Annotated in this window: 22 protein-coding genes; 15 read left to right on the top strand and 7 right to left on the bottom strand. The window is 70.2% G+C overall.

From position 1 onward, the window contains the following. The first annotated feature begins 240 nt into the window (after positions 1-240). Entirely contained in the window at positions 241-882 is a 642-nt protein-coding gene (locus ACYVLJ_RS40045) for a hypothetical protein (RefSeq protein ID WP_460442588.1), read from the top strand. A gap of 25 nt (positions 883-907) precedes the next feature. Here the strand turns inward: ACYVLJ_RS40045 and ACYVLJ_RS40040 are convergent, their stop codons facing one another. The 6 genes from ACYVLJ_RS40040 to ACYVLJ_RS40015 all read right to left on the bottom strand — a co-directional run bounded on the left by ACYVLJ_RS40040 (position 908) and on the right by ACYVLJ_RS40015 (position 4,991). Continuing rightward, positions 908-1,159 (bottom strand): hypothetical protein, encoded by a 252-nt coding sequence (locus ACYVLJ_RS40040; RefSeq protein WP_460442587.1) that lies wholly within the window; start codon positions 1,157-1,159, stop codon positions 908-910. A gap of 56 nt (positions 1,160-1,215) precedes the next feature. Then, entirely contained in the window at positions 1,216-1,842 is a 627-nt protein-coding gene (locus ACYVLJ_RS40035) for a hypothetical protein (protein WP_460442586.1), read from the bottom strand. A 115-nt stretch (positions 1,843-1,957) separates the two neighbouring features. After that, positions 1,958-2,722 (bottom strand): hypothetical protein, encoded by a 765-nt coding sequence (locus ACYVLJ_RS40030; RefSeq protein WP_460442585.1) that lies wholly within the window; start codon positions 2,720-2,722, stop codon positions 1,958-1,960. Then, complete coding sequence (locus ACYVLJ_RS40025) at positions 2,710-2,913, bottom strand: hypothetical protein (RefSeq protein WP_460442584.1); 204 nt, start codon at positions 2,911-2,913, stop codon at positions 2,710-2,712. The genes ACYVLJ_RS40030 and ACYVLJ_RS40025 overlap by 13 nt, the downstream gene beginning before the upstream one ends. A 44-nt stretch (positions 2,914-2,957) precedes the next feature. Then, positions 2,958-3,272: a hypothetical protein gene (locus tag ACYVLJ_RS40020; RefSeq protein WP_460442583.1), complete on the bottom strand. Its 315-nt coding sequence runs from the start codon at positions 3,270-3,272 to the stop codon at positions 2,958-2,960. Between the two features lie 162 nt (positions 3,273-3,434). Beyond that, on the bottom strand, positions 3,435-4,991 hold the full coding sequence (locus tag ACYVLJ_RS40015) for a coiled-coil domain-containing protein (RefSeq protein ID WP_460442582.1): 1,557 nt from the start codon (positions 4,989-4,991) through the stop codon (positions 3,435-3,437). A gap of 139 nt (positions 4,992-5,130) precedes the next feature. Here ACYVLJ_RS40015 and ACYVLJ_RS40010 point away from each other — a divergent pair, with 139 nt between their 5' ends. From ACYVLJ_RS40010 to ACYVLJ_RS39945, 14 genes are all read left to right on the top strand, one after another. Beyond that, positions 5,131-5,475, top strand: coding sequence for a hypothetical protein (locus ACYVLJ_RS40010; protein WP_460442581.1), 345 nt, complete (start codon positions 5,131-5,133; stop codon positions 5,473-5,475). Positions 5,476-5,552: 77 nt separating this feature from the next. Then, positions 5,553-5,903, top strand: coding sequence for a hypothetical protein (locus ACYVLJ_RS40005; RefSeq protein ID WP_460442580.1), 351 nt, complete (start codon positions 5,553-5,555; stop codon positions 5,901-5,903). Continuing rightward, positions 5,900-6,559, top strand: coding sequence for a hypothetical protein (locus tag ACYVLJ_RS40000; protein WP_460442579.1), 660 nt, complete (start codon positions 5,900-5,902; stop codon positions 6,557-6,559). The genes ACYVLJ_RS40005 and ACYVLJ_RS40000 overlap by 4 nt, the downstream gene beginning before the upstream one ends. Before the next feature lie 68 nt (positions 6,560-6,627). Continuing rightward, positions 6,628-6,888, top strand: a complete 261-nt coding sequence (locus tag ACYVLJ_RS39995; RefSeq protein ID WP_460442578.1) for a hypothetical protein — start codon at positions 6,628-6,630, stop codon at positions 6,886-6,888. A 73-nt stretch (positions 6,889-6,961) separates the two neighbouring features. Then, complete coding sequence (locus ACYVLJ_RS39990) at positions 6,962-7,408, top strand: hypothetical protein (RefSeq protein WP_460442577.1); 447 nt, start codon at positions 6,962-6,964, stop codon at positions 7,406-7,408. Continuing rightward, complete coding sequence (locus ACYVLJ_RS39985; RefSeq protein ID WP_460442576.1) at positions 7,405-7,851, top strand: hypothetical protein; 447 nt, start codon at positions 7,405-7,407, stop codon at positions 7,849-7,851. The genes ACYVLJ_RS39990 and ACYVLJ_RS39985 overlap by 4 nt, the downstream gene beginning before the upstream one ends. Continuing rightward, entirely contained in the window at positions 7,848-8,474 is a 627-nt protein-coding gene (locus ACYVLJ_RS39980) for a hypothetical protein (protein WP_460442575.1), read from the top strand. Before ACYVLJ_RS39985 ends, ACYVLJ_RS39980 begins: the two co-directional genes overlap by 4 nt. Then, positions 8,467-8,769, top strand: a complete 303-nt coding sequence (locus ACYVLJ_RS39975) for a hypothetical protein (protein ID WP_370973697.1) — start codon at positions 8,467-8,469, stop codon at positions 8,767-8,769. The genes ACYVLJ_RS39980 and ACYVLJ_RS39975 overlap by 8 nt, the downstream gene beginning before the upstream one ends. Further along, a complete protein-coding gene (locus tag ACYVLJ_RS39970) occupies positions 8,766-9,026 on the top strand; it encodes a hypothetical protein (protein WP_460442574.1) in 261 nt (86 codons plus the stop codon). Before ACYVLJ_RS39975 ends, ACYVLJ_RS39970 begins: the two co-directional genes overlap by 4 nt. Continuing rightward, positions 9,023-10,138 carry a tyrosine-type recombinase/integrase gene (locus ACYVLJ_RS39965; RefSeq protein WP_370973701.1) on the top strand — a complete coding sequence of 372 codons (1,116 nt, stop codon included), beginning with the start codon at positions 9,023-9,025 and terminating at the stop codon, positions 10,136-10,138. The genes ACYVLJ_RS39970 and ACYVLJ_RS39965 overlap by 4 nt, the downstream gene beginning before the upstream one ends. A gap of 291 nt (positions 10,139-10,429) precedes the next feature. Next, a complete protein-coding gene (locus tag ACYVLJ_RS39960; RefSeq protein ID WP_460442573.1) occupies positions 10,430-11,998 on the top strand; it encodes a hypothetical protein in 1,569 nt (522 codons plus the stop codon). Between the two features lie 986 nt (positions 11,999-12,984). Then, complete coding sequence (locus ACYVLJ_RS39955; RefSeq protein WP_370973705.1) at positions 12,985-14,088, top strand: ParA family protein; 1,104 nt, start codon at positions 12,985-12,987, stop codon at positions 14,086-14,088. After that, complete coding sequence (locus ACYVLJ_RS39950) at positions 14,085-15,176, top strand: hypothetical protein (RefSeq protein WP_460442572.1); 1,092 nt, start codon at positions 14,085-14,087, stop codon at positions 15,174-15,176. The genes ACYVLJ_RS39955 and ACYVLJ_RS39950 overlap by 4 nt, the downstream gene beginning before the upstream one ends. A 106-nt stretch (positions 15,177-15,282) precedes the next feature. After that, on the top strand, positions 15,283-15,657 hold the full coding sequence (locus ACYVLJ_RS39945; protein ID WP_370973708.1) for a hypothetical protein: 375 nt from the start codon (positions 15,283-15,285) through the stop codon (positions 15,655-15,657). Between the two features lie 52 nt (positions 15,658-15,709). On the opposite strand, the gene ACYVLJ_RS39940 is transcribed toward ACYVLJ_RS39945, so the two are convergent. Next, entirely contained in the window at positions 15,710-15,958 is a 249-nt protein-coding gene (locus ACYVLJ_RS39940; protein ID WP_370973710.1) for a hypothetical protein, read from the bottom strand. Positions 15,959-16,166: the final 208 nt, after the last annotated feature.

The raw sequence follows: 16,166 nt of genomic DNA, 5'->3' as shown, positions 1-16,166 counted from the left end.
GCGAGCGGTAAGTCCAGGCCGGGGGACCAGACCACGAGGCTGTTGTTCGGCAGCGCGAACCGGTGCGCGTTCCCGAACTGCCCCGAACTGCTGGTGCAGCGCTACGAGGGGATCATGACGGTCACCGTCGAGGTCGCGCACATCCGATCGGAGAAGCCGCGGGGTCCTCGGCATGTACCCGGTTACCAACCGGTCCACGAGTTCGAGAACTTGCTTTTGCTATGCCTGAAGCACCACAAGATGGTCGACGACAACCCCGACGTCTGCCCGATCGAGTTGCTGGAGGAGTGGAAGGAGATCCAGGTCGGGCAGGTCGGAACCGCTCTGGACGAGGACGTCGTGGCCGCGTTGCGCCAGCAGGTCTCCACCTTGAGCGAGACGGTCGCCGCGCTGACTGGCTCCGCGTCCGCGCGGACCGCGAAGGTACAGCTGCTCGCCGGGCGCGGGAGTGACCGCGAAGCGGCGATGATGCCGCTGGATGTGTACCGGCGGGTCGCCTTCGAGAACGTCCCGTCGATCGTCTACCTCGGCGTGGAGGTCAGCGACCACGGCCTGCTCCGGGTCCGGCAGGCCGGCCTCGAGTTCGACTTCGGTGAAGCCAGTGCGGAGGCGATGGCGATCTACCTGCTGCCGTCGGAGATCCTGAGCCGGGACGAGCAGGCCGAAGTGCGGCTGGTCGACCAGGATCGGCTGCGGGCCAGCATGCTCAAGCTCGGCCGGGCCACCAAGCGGCTGCCGCTGCGGTTCCGCGGATTCGTGCAGCTCGACGACGGCCGCCAGGTCAGCGGGGTGTGGACGCCGATGCTGGAGCTGCCGATCTGGCGCGACGAGATCACCGAGGAAGACGTACAGCGCTTGATGCGCCGCCCCTCGACGTCCTGATGAGCGGAGGACGCGGACGTCGCGGCTAACTGACCTGCGGTGCGGCTTGTTCTCGCAGCTGGGCCGCCATGCGTTGTGCCGTGGTGTTGAGGATGCCTTCCGCGCCAGTCGGGTCGTCGGCTGGCCGCGCGGCCAGCAACTCCAGCAGATCGGCCAGGGCGACGGTGGCGGTGCGGCCGAGTTCGACCCGCGTGAGGCCGTCGGGGGCGAAGATGTCGCTGGCGAGGTGCGCGGCGTGTTCCCGGCGGCGTTCCGGGGTCAGGTCGGCGAAGTTCATGATCCGGAGCGTAGGGGAGTCCGCGCCGGCAGGAACGGCAAGCGCTGGTGATGATCTCATCGGGGAAGTTCTTCCCGGTCGGTGCCGTACACCAGGTTGACGACGTTCACGGTGGTCACAGCACCGGCGGCCTGCTCGACGACACCCAGTACGTCGGCGACGTGGGCACGCACCTGCTCGGACAGCAGCTGCGTCTCGTTGTCGGCGGACCAGCGGGACGCGGTCACCGTGACATCCACGCGCAGGGCCATCGCGGTGTCCGCGAGCTGCGGAGCTTCCTGGGGGCGGTCCGTCAGGCTCACCACGACCGCGCCGCCGGCGGCGCGGACCTTCTCCGAACGGACGATCGCCTGCTCGATCCGGTCCGTCAGCTCGGCGATGGACGGACTGGCCGCGGGATCCTGTGTCTCGGGCCGGCGATGCGGGTACGTCGCGACGTCGACCCGCAGGCCGACCGTGACCGGCTGCCTGGGAGCTGGGGGTCGCGCGCCGAGCGCTTCCAGGTATGCGCACAGCTGGTCCCGGACCTCGGTGTCCCCCCAGCCCCATTCCCGGGCCAGGGCAACCAGGTGTGGATCGTCAAGCCATACCTGGAGCAGCTGCTCGTCGGTGACGTCGAAGTCGACGTTCCCGACGGTTTCGTCGCGCATGCGCGCGAGGTCGTCGGCGCTGGGCTGGTCCATCGCGGTGCTCTCCTTGGCGTCGGGTCGCTGTGGTCTCGGATGCCCGGCGGAGTCAGGGAATTCAGGTTCCCATGGAATTCGATGATCAGCGGGCGGTGTGGCGGGTTGTTGCTGTTCAGCGGGCGGGGACGGCGGAGGTGTCGGTGGTGGTGTCGGTGGTGGTGACGACGAGGGCCAGGCGACGACGACGGGGCAGGAACCGGACGTCGCTGGCGGGCCAGTCGTCGCGGCAGAGGCCGGCGGGCGGCGGTGTCCAGCCCGGCCTGGCCCACCGGTAGAGCCGTTGCAGGGGGTCGAGGGCGAAGTAGCGCGGGAGCCAGCCGCCGGTGTTGGGGATCGGCGGGTCCAGTGGTTCGCCGCGGGCGTCGAGCTGGAGGCGCACGCGCTCGGCGTCGTCGTGGTGGCGGCGGCAGAAGGTGTGCAGGGCGACGATGTGGCCGGTGGCCAGCTCCCGCTCCTCGACGCCGATCGTGGCGTGGTTGCCGCACACCAGGCGCGTGCCGGGCGGCGACTGCGGGACGCTGGCCGCCACGGCGCCGCGCGGGCGGTACGGGCGCACGCGCGGGCCCTGGCAGGTCATGCCGGAGCGCAGCTGGTGCTCGCGGCCGGGTTCGTAGCGCGGAGCGTCGGCGGTGAGGGCCAGCTTGTGCCGCCACCGGCCGAGCTCGTCGCGGCCGAGCAGCAGGGCTGCTCGGGTGAGGCTGCTCGCGGCGTCGGGAGCGTGCCGGGCCGGGTCGCGCAGGTTCACCCATGCCAGGGCCAGGGCGAGCTCGCGGACCTCGGTCGGGAGCTGGTCGGCGTAGATCCGGGCGACCAGGTCGTCGTGGTGCTGGAGGTCGGCGAATTCCCGCTGGGCGTCGCGCTGGGTCAGCTCGGCCATCGGGTCACCTCCTCCAGCATCAGGCAGGACTCCAGGTCCGCGTCCGCGGTGGTGTAGAGCGGCACCGGCCAGTCGTCGGCCACGCGGACGGTGCCCTGCACCGCGAGGAGGGTGACCATCTGCTCGGCGTCCGGGCCCTGAACAGCGACAATGTCGAGGACCCAGGGCGGCTGCCCGAGCGGGTTGCGCACGGTCGTCCCCGGTCGCAGTTGCCCGGCTCGGGGATCGGCGCCGGTCACGCGCCCGCGTTCTGGGCCTGGCGGACGGGGCCGGCGACCGCAGCGTGGGCGCCGTAGGTCGGGACGTAGGTGCCCAGCCGCTGCCAGTCGTCGGTGAGGGTGAAGCCTCGCTCGGCCAGCAGCTGCGCGGCCGCGGCGGTCAGCACGGCGGCGCTGGCCCGCTCCTGCTCGGTACCCAGCTCGGTGAGGCTGGTGCGCGGCACCGGCTGGTGCTCGAGGCGCTGTTCCAGGGGCATGGCGCCGCCGGGGCCGTCGACGCGCACGGTGGAGGTCTCGTCGGTGATGCGGGTGATCGTGGCGTAGAGCGACATCGTGGTCCTCCTGGTCGAGTGCTGATGGCCGTGGGCCGGTGGCGGTGGCGGTGGAGCGCGTCCCGGTGGCGCGGGCGGCGCCGGGCTGGTCAAGCGGGGTGTGCTTGACCAGCCCGGCGTGGCTCGCGCAGGGTCCGCGCGGTCCACCGCCACCGGTGCCGGTTACTCGACCTCCTCCAACAGGGCGCGGAACTCGCGACGCAGCTCCGCCAGCCGGCCCGCGCGGTCCTCGACGTCGTCCTCGCCGGCCAGCGTGATGGTTCGGGCCAAGGCGGCTCGCAACGCGCGGACCAGACCGGCCTGCTCGCGCCGCGCGGTCTCGGCGGTTTCGGCGCGCTGGGTGAGCCCGCCGAGCTGCTGGTGCAGCTGGCCGATTTGGTCGGCGTATGCCCGCCGCTCGGCATCGCGGGCGGATTCGGCCTGTTCACGGACCTGCTCGACGGCGGCGTCGAACTCGCGGCGCGCCTCTTCGAGTCGCTGGTCGAAGTCGGCGCGGGCGTCGTCGAGGGCGCGCTGCTGCTCGCCCGCGCGGCGCTCCAGCTCAGCGGCGAACTCCTCGCGCAGCGTGCGTTCCAGCTCGGCGGCCTGGGCGACGGCGGCGTTGGCGCGTTCCTCCTGAGCCTCGGCGCGCTGCTTCTGCTCCTCGGTCGCGGCGCGGGCTGCGGTCAGCTCGCCTTCGGTGCGGGCGAGGTCGCCGGCGGCCTTCTCGGCCTTTTCGGCCAGGGCCTCGATGCGTTCGTCGGCGCGTTCCAGGTTGTCCTGGAGTTCGGTGACCCGGCCTTCGGCGCGCTCTTCGGCCTTCTCGGCGCGCTCCTTGGCCAGGCGGTCGCGGCGCGCGGCGTCCTCGGCGGTTTCCGCCCGTGTCTCCGCGGCGGCCTTGGCGGCCTCGGCGTCGACGGCGACCTGGCGTGCGGTCGCGGCGTTGCTCTTCTCCGCGGCCGCCTCCTGTAGCGCGGTGTCGCGGGCGGTGTGGGCGGCCGCCACGTCCTGCGCGAGCTGGGCGCGGACGCCGCCCAGGCCGTCGAGCAGGCTGGTGATGGGCCCCAGGACGGCCTGAACAGCGGGGATAGCGGTATCGACGAGTTCGCCCAGTTCGACGACGTCGAGGTCGGGGACGCCGACCGGTCCTTCGGCGTCGGCTCCGGTCTGGAGGCGGATGACCGCGGCGAGATCGCGCTCGGAGCGCGCCATCTGCCCGCAGGTCTTCAGCACGCCGGGCTCGACCTCCCAGGACGTGACGTCCTTCGAGCAGTACTCGGACTTCTTCCCGGCACGCTGCTCGTCGGGCAGCGGCTTGCGGCAGCGGGAAAACCCGCAGCGACGGACGTGCGCCTCGTTGAACGCGACGGCGGAGACCGGATCCAGCCGCGCCGGCCGGGTTCGCGCCGCGACCGCGGCGACCTCCGCGGGCCCCACGTGGCGGGCATAGCCGCGTCGGCCCTCGCCGTCGACGAAGACCCCGGGCTCGATTGCCCCGGCGGATTCCGCCGCCAGCTCGGCCGCAGGGCGGCCGGTGAGGTCGGCCTGCGCCGCGAAGAACGCGTCCGCCGGGTCGGACGTCGACGGGCCGTCTGCGCCGCCTTCACCAGCGACGGGGCCGCCGGGCTGCTCGCCGCGAGCGCCGGAATCGCTGGTCGCCGCGCCGGGATCGGCGGGCTCGCGGTCCGCCGCTGAGCGTTCTTGCTGGTCAGCGGGCTGCTCGCCCTGCTCATCGGTCATGGTCGTCACCCTACCACGATTCGATTCGAGTTCGTAACTAGGTTGATTGCGAATCCGAATCGGATCAAGTCACCTTGTGACAGTAGTAGATAAGCACGGTTATCTACTACTGTGGGTCGGGACGACGGGAGGAGGCGCCGTGAGCGCTCTGGAGGGCACCGAAAACATGGACCCCGGCCTCGGTGGCGCCGGACGGCCCGTCGAGGACCAGGCGGACGCGCAGCGGGAGTTCACGCTGACGCTGGAGCACGCCGAGAGCGCCACCCGGCGGCTCGCGGCCGACCTGGCCGAGATGCAGCGCAACATCGGACGGACCGGCGTGCCGGGCCCGAGCGGCTACGCCACCGCGGCAGAGGGCGCCGCCGTTGCCGTCCGGCTGCTCAGCCAGCTGGCGGTCGATGCCGCGCCCGAGAAGATCGTCGCCGCGGCCGCCGTGCTCGACAGCTTCCTGCCCAGCAGGGTCGACGGCACGGGAGCGGCGTGAGCACGCCGGCGCGCTGGGCGACGCTGAACAGGCGCAATCGAACGCGGGCTCGGACTTCGAGGGGGAACTGACCGAGCATGAGCACACCGGACGACTTCACGGTCGGCGACGACGGCCGGATCAACACGCTGCCCGCGCCGGACGTCCTGCTGCGCGATCACGCTGATCTCTGGGGCAGCGACTACGCGGAGGTGGTTCGCCGAGCCGCCGACTTGCAAGTCCGGGCCTGGACAGACGAGACGATGCGCCCGGAGCTCTACCGGCAGCTCGACCCGCTGTGGCACACCGCGAGGGACCTGCTGCTGGCCGCCGGCGCCGAGTCCACGCAGCAGGCGGCGCAGGACAAGGCGGGGCTGGACATCCGCCAGGTCGCGCTGTCCCGGTGGCGCACCGGAGACCGTCCACCGCGTGGCGGTGATCGAGCGTGATCGGGTCGGAGACCAGCGACACCCGCGCTGCCGAGCCCGCCGAGGAGCAGGAGCGCGGCGATGCGGACGTCGAGTCGCGTGTCGCCGCGCTCGAGGACGAGCGGCGCCGCCTGCTGGCGCGGCTGGCGGATATCCGCGCCGAGCTGGCCGACCTGCGTACCCCGCGCACGTGGCAGATCGCCCCGCCAGCGCAGTGGTCGCAGGTGCGGCTGAGCCTGGAGGACGTGGAGGCGGTGCTGCGTAGTGATCCGGAGGCGGAGTGGACTTTCGCGTCGCTGCACCAGCACTTTCCCGATGCCTCGGACGGGCAGCTGCGTCGGCAGCTCGGCCGGCTGGTCAAGCGCGGCCTGGTGCTCGTCGACGAGGCGCGCCCGTGGAAGCTGACCCAGCTGCGCGCTCACCTCGACCCGCCACCTCCCGTCGAGAGCCTGCGGGGTGTCCTGGCCGCCCTGATGCGCGAGCACTACGTCATCCGGGACCCGCAGGGCTGGTACCGGGTACTTCCCGCCTCGGCCCGCCAGGCCCTGCGCCAGCGCGGCGACACCGAGATCGTCGGCGCCGTCGTCGCCACCCCGCGGCACCACCGCGGCCCGCACTCGCGCGCCGCGCCGAATCGCCCGAACCCAAGGACGGTGACGACCTCATGGGCGACCTGAACAGCACAGACACCACGCCCGGCGGACAAGACGCCGTCTGGGCGTGCACGTGGCACGCCGACACCGGCATGGCAGTGCGGAGGTTCCCTCGCCCGGCGGACCTCATGACCGCGGCCGGGCAGGCCCTGGCCCAGCGCCAGGACACCGGCCCCGCTGACCGGGTGTGGATCGTCCTCACCGAGACCGAGACCACGCAGCTGGCGCCCGAGCTCCGGGACGTGCTGGCCAGGCTCGTGCGCGATGGGCGCCGCGTCGGCCTGGTCGTCGAGGTGCACGGCGGGCCCAGTCCCGCGCCACACCCTGAACGGGCGGCGACGACCCGGCCCTGAACAGCACAAACCGCGCACCACCACGAGATCCACCCATCCTGTTGGACCACCGACACTGAGGGAGTTGACCGGCATGAGCAGCACGCCGACCGAGACCATCGCCCGGTTCGAGCACGAGGGCGTCACCTACGAGCTGGACCACCTCGGGATCGCTCAGCCCGAGCAGTGGGGCCAGCTGGCCATCTACGCCGACGGCGACATGGTCGGCGAGTTCGAGGTGACCTTCCCCGCCTCGACGTTCGCCGACACCGACCGCCCCGAGCTGCCCGACACCGACGTGCTGGCCGAGCTGGCGCGCCACCAGCTCACCGTCGACGCCGGCGCCCCGGACCGGATGACCCTGGAGCTGACCAACCGCAAGGTCATGGCGGCCTGGTGCGGCGGGCACGAGCCCGACGACCTGGGCAGCGACGTCCTGCTCGTCGACGTCCCCGCCGGCCGCGCGGTGATCGTGAAGGGCCAGACCGTCGAGCGGACCGAGACCGGCTTCCGCAAGCTCGACACCCGGAGCGAGGCGTGAGCGCCCCGGCCGCCGACCCGGCGGCGGAAGAGATCAGCGAGGACGTGTTCGCGATGGCCGAGCACGTGCTACGCACCCGCGACGTCGACCACACCCGCTACGGCTGGCGCGGCCTGGGTGAGTTCACCGCCCGCCACGCGGTCGAGGCCCTGGCCGCGGCCGGGCTGCTCAACCCGCGCCCGCACCACGTCGTGCCGCCGGAGCTGACCGCCGACCGGGCCGAACTGCTGGTGCGCCGCGGCCTGGCCGACCGCCAGGACCGCATCGTCGTCGCCGAGGCCGGGGTGCTGCGGCTGGAGTGGTCCACCGCGGTCCGCAGCTACCGGCTCACCGACCACACCGGCGAGCACTTCCGCGGCACCGACGACGCCGCGGCCGCCGCCGCGTTCAACGAGCTCGCCCAGCGCGACGCCGCGGCCGCCGGTGCCGGGGAGACGGCGTGAACACCGACCCGGCCGGCGCCGGGCCGACCGAGACCGAGCTGACCGCGATGCGCGACATGATGCTCGGCGTGATCGACTTCGCGCCCACCGACGCCGAGCTGCGCACGGCCTGGTCCAACCCACGGCTGGCCAGCCTGGCGCGGGAGTGGGGCTGGGGCGACACCGAGCTGCGCGAGGAGCTGGCGGCCGAGCTCGAGGCCATCCACCGCGACGCCCTGTCCACCGCCGTGCAGCTGCGCACGGGCCGCCAGGAGCGACTGCTCGATCCCACCGACGTGCGTCCGGTGCAGCTCGACGAAGCGGCCCTGGCGCGCGGTCACGGGTCCGCGGGCGAGCCCGCCCCGGCCCCGCACTCCCCCACCGGCCCAACGACCGCTTCGGTACCGCCGAGGCCGGCTCCGCCGGGCACCGCGGCCACCGTGCTGCTGATCATCGGCGTCGCCGTAGCCGGTGGCGCCGCGATCGTGCTGTTGACCTGGGCGCACCAGCTGCTGGCCGGGCTGGCGTGCGTGGTGGCCGCGGTGGCGCTGATCGTGGTGGCCGACCGGCGGCTGCGGCGCCGCGGCGCAGCCCGCCGCGCGGCCCTGAACAGCGACAACGCACAGGAACACGGCGATGGGTGACTACCTGGCCGCGCCCCGGGACGCCTCGTCGTTCGCGCGCCCGGACACGCGCACGACGAAGGTCTACCACGCGAGCGAGGCCGGGCAGGTGCACTCCAGCGGGCAGCCGCTCAGCAGCGGCTACCGGCTGCTCAGCGCGGTCTGCTCGCACCAGGTGCTCGACGACTACTCCGCGGTCGCGCTCGAGGAGGCCCCGGAGGAGCTTCGGTGCCGGCGCCCGGCGTGCGCGAGGATCTGGCGGGAGCACGCCAACGCGGTGAACAGCGGAAACGATTCGCAGGAGGCTTCGCGGTGACGGTCCCACGATCAGTCCCACGGCCGGTCCCCGACCGCTGGCGGCAGTGGACCCACCGGTACTTCACCCTGGCCGCGGTCCTCGCCTGCGCCGGCCTCGTCGGCGCGTTCGTGCTGCCCGCCGGCCGGATCGTCACCATCGCCACGGCGACGGGCATGTGCCTGGTGGCCGGGTTCGTCGCCTCGGGCACCTACTGCCTGGGCCGCGCCCACGCGCTCGACGGCCTGCGCGCGACCGGAACGGACCAGCCCCAGTGAGCACCGAGGTCGAGCTGCGGCGGGACCGCGGGCCGGAGGTCGCCCGGCCGGGCGAGGTCACGCTCGCCAGCGCGGCCAGCCTGGTGCTGCCGCCGCCAGCCCCGGACGAGCGCTACCACCTGCGCGGGCTGACCGAGCTGTGGGCGGCCAAAGTCGCCGGCGCCGAGTCCGCGCACACCCGCCGCTCCTACGAGACCGGGCTGGCGCAGTGGCTGGACTACTGCCTGCGCAGCCGCGTCGACCCGCTCGCAGCCCGCCGCGCCGACGTAGACGACTGGCTGGCCACCCACCTGAACAGCAAGAACCCGCAGACCGTCAACGCACGGCTGGCCGCGGTCGGCTCCTGGTACGGCTACCTGCTCGACAACGACATCGACGTCCGCGACCCCACCGCCCGGGTCAAGCGCCCCAAGCGGCAGCGCGCGAAGTCCAAGACGACGTACCTGGACGAGGACGAGCTCAACGCGCTGCTGGCCGAGGCAGACCGGCGCCTGGAACACGCCAAGCCGCTCGGCGGGCTCGCGCTGGAGATCGCCGCCCGCGACGTCTCGGTGCTGCGCACGCTCTACACGACCGCCGTCCGATCCGGAGCGGTCCAGCTGGCCACCGTCCCGGACGTCCGCCTGGTCCAGGACGGGCACCGGGTCCTTCGCTTCCACGGTAAGGGCGACGGCGGGGAGACCACCGACCGGCTCAAGCCGCTGGTCCCCTACGCGGCCACCGCCGTCGACTTCTACCTCGAGCTCGTCGCCGAACGCCTCGGCGTGCCCGTCGACGAGCTCGACGGCCTGGCCTTCAGCACCACGCCGTATCAAGGCCGGCCCGGCGGCCGCGGACTACGGTCGGACGCGCTCGCCGAGATGATCCGCACTATCGCCGCCGCGGCGGGCATCGCCCCGGCCAAGGCCGCCAAGCTCACCCCGCACTCGCTTCGGCACACCGCGGCCACCCTGCTCGGCAAGACCAAGACGCTGGCCGAGGTACAGGACTTCCTCGACCACGCCGACCCGAGGACGACCCGGACGTACCTGCACACCGACCAGTCGCTCAACGCTTCGCTCGCCTACAGCACGATGTCGTTCATCCACGTCCCGCCTGTTCAGGCGGCGTAACTCCGCGCACGAGCGGCAACGCCATCGCGCTGGAGCCTGCCCTCGAAGCGACGGCAGCGCAGTCACTTCGAGGGCGGGTTCGATGGCCAATTCCGCGCAATCCGTGCGGATCGCCGTCGCAGGCGGGTCGGCCAGGTGTCACAAGGGGCTCCCGAGGTGGCGTGGGCACGGCAGGGGAGGGTAAAGTCCCAGGTCAGCGGCTACGGCGACGGGCTTGAGCTCCGCAAAACGCTCCCTGAGTGGCCCGTCACCCCGGGCCAGCCTCTAGATGGCAGTGAAATAGTGGTCCACATGCTGCCCCCCGTTCGAATCACCCGAACCGAACTCATCGGGTGTATCGGTCGCATCGCCCATAGGCACCAGAACGCTGACTGCTGCGACCCGGACGACATCCCCTCGCCCGCACGGTCGAACCCCCGCGAAACCCTCGCCTACCTGCGGAAACACCCCGTCCCCACCGTGCCGGGATGGATCAGTCGAGCTGATGCACTGGATGCTCAGCTGCTGGTGATCGCCGGCTCCTGGGACCGGTGGCGCACCGAACGGCACCACCTACGCGGCGGACTGGGCGACGGCCTGTTCTACGACCAACTCGGCGCGAGGCTCGGCATCGGTCGCGACAGCCACGAGCGAGCTGAAGGCGACACGCGCTCCGTCCGGCGCCGGCGCACCGGCCGTGGCGACCCGCACCAGCCCGCACGCTGGCGCCTGTCCACGCTGACTGACCTGCTGCGCTACGACGAGCCGACGCAGGATCTCGCCCGGCGGGCCCGCCGGGACTGCACCGTAGACCACGACGACCCGCGGTGGGACTGGCTGACCAAGCACCGCGACGAGCTCGTCGCCGTCGCGTACGACCTGGCGGCCGCCGCCGAACGCCACGGCGTCACGGCCCGGCGCTGGCTGGACGAACTCCTCGCCGACCTCACCGACGACGCGATCAGCCCGTCAACGCCGGCAGTTCTCGGGCTCGCGATCGCCGAGGTGCGCACCGCCCGACCGGTGGTCGAGCTGACCAGCACTCACGCGGTACACCGCGTGCTGCTCGCCGGCGACGCCTTCCGCTGCGAGTTCTCCGGGATCGGTTGCCATGCGCACTGGCAGTCGGCTCCCCCTCCTGCCGACGTCGCGGCGCTCGTCCGAGCGATCGCTCGACGCCGCGAACACATGGACGATCCACGGCGCGACCAGATCCCGGCGCCGGACACCGCCGACCCCGCCGACGTGCTGCGCTTCCTGCGCCGCTGCCCGGCGACGAATCGTGGAGTGCGCGCGTTTGACCACCTGGACGCGCTCAGCCTCGTCAACGCGCTGTGGTGGCTGGACCGCAGCGCCGAGCTGGCCGCGCTGCGATTCGGACTCCGGATCGGCCTACCTCGGGACGTCCTGCGCCGGCAAATTGGTGCAAGCTACGCCATTACCCGAGGCCAAGGAGTGCAGGATCGGTTCGATCGCTTGATTAGCCTCACGACCTACGGTCGCCCAGATGAGAAGCGCGCGCGCGACATGCGGACAGCCGGTGAGTCCCAATTGAGCCAGGAACAGGAGTGGATTGGTGCCAACATCGACACTTTGACACACGCCGCCGATGTGATCGTGGCAACTGCCGATGCGCTCATGATGCCGGATGACGAGCGGGAATGGATCGACATGCTCGCCAGCGAACGCAGGCATCACGAGTTCACGACCATGTCGCTGGTGACCTTCGCCTACGCGGCCGACGAGATCCAAGAGGCTCTAGATGATGATCCTGAGCACGATATGGCTGCCGAAGCCCTAAGCGTGTTGGCCGAAGTTGACGACTTCCCCACGGTAAGGAAGCTGCGCGCTGCCACGCGGCCGATGGAGTTCACCTTGTGAGGCGGACGCAGTTAATGCCAGGATTATGGGCATGACGTCAGGTGCTTTTCTCCTGGGAGAACCGCGCCGCTTTGACGAAGCTGGGAGTGGCAGCGATACATGCAAGGTTCGGCATATGACCTGGCAGACGACACGAACTAGTCTCTTCGCTAGTCGCCGTGTTAGTCGCACTGACAGTCTCCTACTCAGCCCTCAGATAGCCTCTTGTGTGTGTCATCGGCAGTCGATGTATACGTTGCTTGACCAGTCTGGTTTTACAGCCGTACACACGGCTGCTGGGAAGCGTATACAGGTAGCCTGGCCTCCGACCCATGTCAAATCCTGCGATGTTTTCTGTCGAAAGTCCATTCGTACGACTACTAATACATACTTTCAAACTTCCCTCGGTAAGATTGCTGCAAAATCCAATAACTTGGATGTGAGGCAGACCCGTGCCAGGCGCTATTGCAACGCCGTTTGTGCGATCCGGTTATTGACACTGTCCGCAAACCCACTTACAAACGAGTGCACATGCGCCAGGACGGTGGGGTGTCAGACAGGCTGTAGGACTTACCTTACGGGTGCACTAACGATCCGCAGCATGATTGCATTTATGTGTATCCGTAAGGTTAAGCATAGGAGTAAACACGCAGCCAAGCGGTCGGTTCAACAAACGCATATACTGCGAGATCTTCGAACAGACATATGCACGCACTGGCGTGCAGTGCTGTCTACGAACCAGCTCCCAGCCCCGCTATGGCTTGCACTTTTGCAGGTACGCAAGACCAACATCTCGGACGCTGGTACAGCTCGTGCCCAAGCAAGGCTCACTGATCATCATGCAGACGTAGCCTCAGATGCCGACACGCTCCGCCTCATCGACTCACGAACGAAGCAGGCAGCAGCGGTACCCTCACCCTCGCGCACGCGTGAACAGGCGGAATCACGTGCGATTCGCCTGAGTGCGTACAACACGTTCGTCGTCACGAACAGGAGGGGAGTCCATCGTGGTCTCTACCGAGCTGCCCGCGCTTAGCCAGCTCACGTTGAGAGGGTTCAGCACCAGCACACCGCCGGCGGAACTCGAGGCGTTCATCGACTTGATCCGGCCGGTCCTGGAGCGCGTCATCGCGGTGTTCCAGGGGAAGGGCGGGCAAGGTAAGACCTCGATTGCGACGCACACCGCCGGCCTGTTGGCCGAGGCCGAGGCGGCCAAGGCCGAGGACGGCCAGCCACACGGCCGCGTGCTGCTCATCGAGATGGACCTGCAAGGCAATGCCCACGAGGACTTGGGTACGGGGACCGACCCCCTCAACGACGAGGGCTACGCCCTTCGAGAAGCCATCCTGGGCGGCCACGACCCGATCATCATCCGCGACGTCCGTGGCCGCCAGTGCCTGGACCTGCTCCCGGCTGGTGAGGAGCTGTCGAACCTGCCGGCGGGCATCATGTACGCATCGCAGCAACGTGGCCCGGCGGCCTGGTTGGGGCTTGCGGTCCTGATCGCCAGGCTCGTTGTTCAGTACGGGTACAGCTGGGTGGTCATCGACTGCCCGCCCTCAAGCAAGGAACCCCAGATCCTCGCCCTGGCCGCCGCGCGCTACGCACTAGTGCCCATGTCGGTGGCGGACGCGGGCTCCATCAAGGGCATGGAGGGGGTCAGCAAGCGATTCACGGAAGCTCGCAAGTACAACCCCGACCTGATGCTGCTGGGCGCGGTGCTGTTCAAGTTCGCGCACAAGTACTACACCGACAAGAAGACCGGGGAGAAGCGAGCGGTCGGTGCCTGGGTCGAAGCCCGTCGGGAAGTCGAGGAGATCCTGGCCAAGGCAGGGGTTGACGCCCCGGTGTTCAGGTCGGTCATCCGTGACGCCGAGACCGTGGCGAAGGCATGCCGCGGCCGCGGTCAGCTGTCGTTCGAGATCGCCGAGGCCACCGACGGCGTGAAGTGGTGGGAGAAGCGCCGGGGGAGCCGGGGCAACGTACTGCCTACGGAGCGAGCCGAACAGGTCGGCGAGGACTACCTCGACCTGGTCGAGGAGATCGTCTCAGCCATCGCCGAGATCGAAGCCGAAGACGCTGCTGAGTCTGGAGAGGTACTGCCGGCATGACCGAGACCACCGACACCGGCCCCGCGCGGCCTAAGACCCCGGACGTGTCCGGTCTGGGCGGCGGTCGTCGCCGCGACCGAGCCCGGCGGCTCACCGCAGCGGCTCAAGGCGGACCCGGCGCGGTCCCGGCCGCGCTGGCCGGCCCCGCCGCCCAGGCGCCCAGCGGAGAACCAGCTGCGGACGTGCCCACGAGCGAGCATCAGGTGCCTGCCCAGCAGGCTGCGGCACCTGCGCCGCCCGCGGCCGCGTCAACGTCCGAGGCGGCGCCCAGCACGCCTCCTGAACAGCAGCCTGAACAGCGCAAAGCCGCCGAGCCGCCAGCCGCGCAGGAACCTGCGGCACCGATCGTTCAACAGGTCGTCGCCGAATCGCCAGCAGCTGCGGCAGCAACGGACGACACACCGGCGTCGCCGGCCGGACAGACCGCCGCACCGCCCGCGAATACCCTCCAGCCTCCGGGCGGCGCGACCGACGAGGGTCCTGAACAGGGCAAACAGCAGGGAATCTCCAGTACGACCGAGCACGCCGTGCAGGATGCGGCCGACGAGGTGACCGCCCAGCCGCCGGCTCTTGGTGCTGGTTTGCAGGACGCGGTCGACAGCACGCCGTCCACCGAGCTGGCAGACCTCGAGCAGGACGCGGACCAGGAGGACGACGACGAGCGTGACGACCTGGACGACGAGACGGAGGAGTTCGCCGGAGGCCCGATCACCCTCCAGACCTACGTCCCCGATGTTCTGGCGACGAAGTTCCAGAACATGCAGACGACCGGCCGAACAGCCGAGCTGATCGTCCTCACCGCGGTCCGGGACTGCGTGGAGCGCCTTCCGCAGCTCATCGCAGACGCCCGCGGACCCGTTCACGAGTCCGGGCTCTTCGCCGGGCTGGAGGTCCTGGAGAAGAAGCCCGGTCGGCAGGCCAAGCCGAAGCCAAACAGCTCACGCGTGCAGTACCAGGTGCGTCCCGCGTTCCTGCCCGACCTCAAGAAGGTCGCCAAGAAGCACAAGCTCAAGCTGTCCGTGCTCGTTCGCCTGGCCCTCGGCGACTTCTTCAGCGTCCCGGTGCGGATCGCCCGGACGAAGCGGTAGACCACCAACCCTCGCGCCTCCTCCGCGCGGTCCACTGTCGTGCGGAGGAGGCGCTGTGTAGGGCGTTATACAGTTGGACTAGTGGCTGGGGCCAGGAAGTCTCGACATGCTGCTGAACAGCAAAAAGCTGCACCCGATGACGACCGGCGAGCCAGTTGACCCGGCAGGCAACCCCGCCCCGCCGGATCACTGGGACCTGGTTCCTGAACTCGTGATTCAGGCGCCGGCGCTATTCGGTGGGCGCCGCGGACCCTTCCAGATAGCACCGTTCGAGCGACCCCACGTGCTCTGGCAGCAGGACGGCACGTGGCGTATCGACCCGTACGGCGTCGGCCGACGTGAAGGTTCTGACTACGAAAAGCAGACATTCCTCGTCGTGGATGGGCAGCTCCTCAACGACCTCGAACCCGAGCAGACCTACTTGCTCCGGCACACGCGGGCTGGCGACGGCCATTGTGGAGTCGAGCTCCGCCGCGCGTGACTGTCGGTAGCCCTCGATCGAACATCGTCACGTGTCATCCGTTCCCAGCCGGTCAGCTCCGTCCGTCCAGCACCTCAGCGGCCTCTCGGAAGCGGTGGGCACGCTCCTGGAGGCGAGCAGCGAGCTCGCCCAGGATGATGATCGTGGTGTGGAGCCCCGGAGAACAGGCGGCTCGGTATTCGGCGGCCTGCTCACGTAGCGCGATGGCCAGATGTTGAGCCTCTTCGGCGCGCTGCCAGCAGTCGTACTGGTCGAGACCAGACGTACTCGGGGCTTCGAGGTGGGCAAGGGTGTAGTTCACGCTGCTACACCCCCATTGAACAGGGGAGACATGTAGCGATCCCGGACGATCTGCCTCGTCCACCCCCTCGCCGACAGCCTCATCGAAGTGCGTTGTCTTTGGACCCTTGCGGCGCGGCGGGTACCGGTGGCGGCTCGTTTTCCGTACCGCGTGCCGGGGCACTGGCTTCGGTCGATCGGCTCGGCCATGCTGGGCACGCTCCTTCCTG

The sequence above is a fragment of the Amycolatopsis stemonae genome, from assembly GCF_054781455.1.
Note: the sequence above shows the minus strand (reverse complement) of the source record. Positions and strands in the feature narration are given on the sequence as shown.

What these genes read in the sequence shown, in the direction of transcription:
- ACYVLJ_RS40035 (WP_460442586.1), bottom strand. Translation starts at nt 1,842, where the DNA reads ATGGACCAGCCCAGCGCCGACGACCTCGCGCGCATGCGCGACGAAACC.
- ACYVLJ_RS40030 (WP_460442585.1), bottom strand. Translation starts at nt 2,722, where the DNA reads ATGGCCGAGCTGACCCAGCGCGACGCCCAGCGGGAATTCGCCGACCTC.
- ACYVLJ_RS39990 (WP_460442577.1), top strand. Translation starts at nt 6,962, where the DNA reads ATGAGCAGCACGCCGACCGAGACCATCGCCCGGTTCGAGCACGAGGGC.
- ACYVLJ_RS40045 (WP_460442588.1), top strand. Translation starts at nt 241, where the DNA reads ATGGTCGACGACAACCCCGACGTCTGCCCGATCGAGTTGCTGGAGGAG.
- ACYVLJ_RS40040 (WP_460442587.1), bottom strand. Translation starts at nt 1,159, where the DNA reads ATGAACTTCGCCGACCTGACCCCGGAACGCCGCCGGGAACACGCCGCG.
- ACYVLJ_RS39945 (WP_370973708.1), top strand. Translation starts at nt 15,283, where the DNA reads ATGCTGCTGAACAGCAAAAAGCTGCACCCGATGACGACCGGCGAGCCA.
- ACYVLJ_RS39975 (WP_370973697.1), top strand. Translation starts at nt 8,467, where the DNA reads ATGGGTGACTACCTGGCCGCGCCCCGGGACGCCTCGTCGTTCGCGCGC.
- ACYVLJ_RS40005 (WP_460442580.1), top strand. Translation starts at nt 5,553, where the DNA reads ATGAGCACACCGGACGACTTCACGGTCGGCGACGACGGCCGGATCAAC.
- ACYVLJ_RS40020 (WP_460442583.1), bottom strand. Translation starts at nt 3,272, where the DNA reads ATGTCGCTCTACGCCACGATCACCCGCATCACCGACGAGACCTCCACC.
- ACYVLJ_RS40015 (WP_460442582.1), bottom strand. Translation starts at nt 4,991, where the DNA reads ATGACCGATGAGCAGGGCGAGCAGCCCGCTGACCAGCAAGAACGCTCA.
- ACYVLJ_RS39960 (WP_460442573.1), top strand. Translation starts at nt 10,430, where the DNA reads ATGCTGCCCCCCGTTCGAATCACCCGAACCGAACTCATCGGGTGTATC.
- ACYVLJ_RS39950 (WP_460442572.1), top strand. Translation starts at nt 14,085, where the DNA reads ATGACCGAGACCACCGACACCGGCCCCGCGCGGCCTAAGACCCCGGAC.
- ACYVLJ_RS39995 (WP_460442578.1), top strand. Translation starts at nt 6,628, where the DNA reads ATGGCAGTGCGGAGGTTCCCTCGCCCGGCGGACCTCATGACCGCGGCC.